This is a genomic window from Streptomyces sp. NPDC048111, assembly GCF_043202815.1.
Classification (GTDB): Bacteria; Actinomycetota; Actinomycetes; order Streptomycetales; family Streptomycetaceae; genus Streptomyces.
On sequence record NZ_JBIDBD010000070.1, the window covers coordinates 1 to 2,690 of the forward strand.

At 64.3% G+C, this 2,690-nt stretch carries 2 protein-coding genes and 2 pseudogenes; 3 read left to right on the plus strand and 1 reads right to left on the minus strand.

Annotation, left to right across the window (positions count from 1 at the left end):
• The first annotated feature begins 286 nt into the window (after window positions 1–286).
• Window positions 287–640 (plus strand): hypothetical protein, encoded by a 354-nt coding sequence (locus ACGF3I_RS35210; RefSeq protein ID WP_393139411.1) that lies wholly within the window; start codon window positions 287–289, stop codon window positions 638–640.
• Window positions 641–680: 40 nt separating this feature from the next.
• Window positions 681–1,449, plus strand: a pseudogene (locus ACGF3I_RS35215) (transposase).
• A 68-nt stretch (window positions 1,450–1,517) separates the two neighbouring features.
• Here the strand turns inward: ACGF3I_RS35215 and ACGF3I_RS35220 are convergent.
• Window positions 1,518–2,021, minus strand: coding sequence for a hypothetical protein (locus tag ACGF3I_RS35220; protein ID WP_393139413.1), 504 nt, complete (start codon window positions 2,019–2,021; stop codon window positions 1,518–1,520).
• A 126-nt stretch (window positions 2,022–2,147) separates the two neighbouring features.
• Here ACGF3I_RS35220 and ACGF3I_RS35225 point away from each other — a divergent pair.
• Window positions 2,148–2,595: pseudogene (locus ACGF3I_RS35225) on the plus strand (Ku protein); the annotation flags it as partial.
• Window positions 2,596–2,690 lie beyond the last annotated feature (95 nt).

Here is a 2,690-nt window from a genome sequence, read left to right on the forward strand (position 1 = left end):
ATCCGGCGGTCAAAGGCGAAGGTTGATAAGCCATCCCGACAGCCTCCCACCTACACCGCCAGCACACCCACCGAACTTACGAAAAGATCAGTAAGGACTGTCCCGCAAATAGTGCGCCGAGCCGAGCGACTGGCACGACTTGGTACGGTTGTCCGCATTTGGATGGCCTGGAGGTGTAGTGGGCCTCGGATTTGATGGAGGCCGAGTGGTGCGGTTCGTCTGCCGGAACTTTGGACTGTCTGATCTGCCACGGCGCGGCCTCGCCCCGCACGACGCTCCCCTGGAAGTGCTTCTCCTCGACATCGAGGCAGAGCTGTCCATCTGGGAAGAGGGGAAGGTGGTGTGGTCCGAGAGGGCGTTCCCCGTGGCCGAGCTGGCGTACCACCTGGCACTCTGGCTCCAGATTCCGGCCACCGGCCGGGAGGGTTTCGAGCTCGACTCGATGCAGGCATGTGCGGGACTAATCCGCATCGTGGGCTCCGACGAGGGCTGGCGAATTGGCTCCAACCTCACACCCGACTTCTGGGCCTCCCCCGTCGCCTGGGATGTCCTTGTCGCGGAACTCAAGCAGTTCGACCGTTCCGTGCGCGCGGGTGTCGCCGCCATGGGCATCGCGCCGTCCTTCATCCCAGAGGTCTGACAGCTCTTCGGCCCGATCTGGCAGGTGGGATGATCATGGTGTGGCTGGTGTGATCACGGCGTCAGAGCCGTCTTGGATAGGCCCGTTCACTGGGCTGAGCCCGCGCCAGTTCGCCAAGCTGGTGACCGCGCTGCGGCGCGACGGAGCGGACGCGATCCGCAAGGGGCGCCCATGGGGGGCTTCCGTTGGAGGACCGAGCGTTGCTGATCGCGGTGTACTGGCGCACGAACTTGACGATGCGCCAGCTTGCCCCGCTGTTCGCGGTCTCGAAGTCGGCTGCAGACCGCGTCATCGACCATCTCGGCCCAATGCTCGCGCTCGCGGCCCGCAAGAGGGTCTGCAAGGACACCGTGCTCATCGTGGATGGCACCCAGGTACCCACTTGGGACCACACCGTGGCGGAGCAGTCCAAGAACTATCGGTACTCCACCAATCACCAGGTCGTCATCGACGCCGATACCCGGCTCGTTGTCCTGGTCGGCCGGCCCCCGCCCAGCAACCGCAACGACTGCAAGGCATGGGAGGAATCCGGTGCGAAGGCCGCCGTGGGCAACACCATGACGATTGCCGACGGCAGCTACCCGGGCACCGGACTCGTGATGACCCACCGGCGCCGCAAAGGCGAGGAACTGCCCGACTGGAAGCAGGCGCACAACAAGTCCCACAAACAAGTCCGGGCCCGCGTCGAGCACGTCTTTGCCCGCGTGAAGAACTGGAAGATCCTGGGCGATTGCCGTCTCAGGGGTGACGGTGTCCATCACGCCATGAGCGGCATTGCCCGCCTGCACAACCTCGCCCTCGCTGGATAGGCGAACGGACCGAACTCGATCGGCCCCGCCTTCAGCCCCTCCAAGATCAGTTACGGGACAAGCCTTAGTCAGTTTCGGGCAGCGACCCTATGGCCGACCTGCTCAAGGAACCTCTGGACGGACTCTGCGGCAACCTCGAAATCGTCGAACCAGGATGCCGTGATCGACCTCCAGACTCGGCCGCTGCTTGCCACTGCGAACAGATGGCCACCGCCGTCACTGGCGAACACGATGGCCGACGGATCGTCATTAACCTGGACAGCGCCGTATTCGCGGAAGTGGTCAGCAACCGTCGAGGCCGAGTGAATGAAGTATCCGTGCTCGACATCCGGCAAGGAGGCCTCGCCAATCACCCAGTAGAGGGTCGTGAGGTCCGAGGGAATCGGCGTCAGGTTCACAAGGGCGTCCGTCGCCTTGCTGCTCGCATCGGTGGCGAGAATGACGGCGTTGTCGCCGGGTGGGAACCCATGCGTCTGCATAAACGATGACATCACGGTCTCGAGCGCAGCAGTTGTCTCCTCGCACCAACCTCGCACCCATTCCGAGTCGAGCCGCTCACCAGACACGTTCATCCTCCCCGACGTACCACCAGCTCACGATCCGAGCCTTGGAGAGACTATCGAAGGCGTCTCAGACATGTCCGCGACGCATCGCCACAGCTCAGAGCTCATATGGTCAGCTCCACGGTCGGTAAAGCCGACGGCCAGGTCGCCGCCAAGCCCTACACCCTTCTCCGCCAGGCCCTGGAGCGCTCCAGCAAGGTCGCCGTCGCCAAATTCGCCTGGCACGGCAGGGAACGGCTCGGCTTGCTGCGCGTCGTCGACCGGACGATCGCGCTGCACGCGATGCGCTAGAACGACGAGGTCCGCAACCCCGCCCGGCCCGGTCGACCTGACCAACGACGAGGTCGACGCCGCGATCCAGCTGCTGGAATTTATGGCCCGAGACGACATCAGCGACTACAGCGACCACTACCGCGAGGCGGTCGAGGAGCTCCTGACCGCCAAGACCAAGCACCGCGAGCCCCGCCCGGTCGAGGAGACGACGGAGCTGGCTGGCACCGTCGTCGACCTCATGGCCGCCCTCAACGCGAGCGTAGAGAAGGCCAGGGCCGACCGCTGCGAGGATGCCGACGTGCACGACCTGCCTACTGATCTTTTCGTAAGTTCGGTGGGTGTGCTGGCGGTGTAGGTGGGAGGCTGTCGGGATGGCTTATCAACCTTCGCCTTTGACCGCCGGAT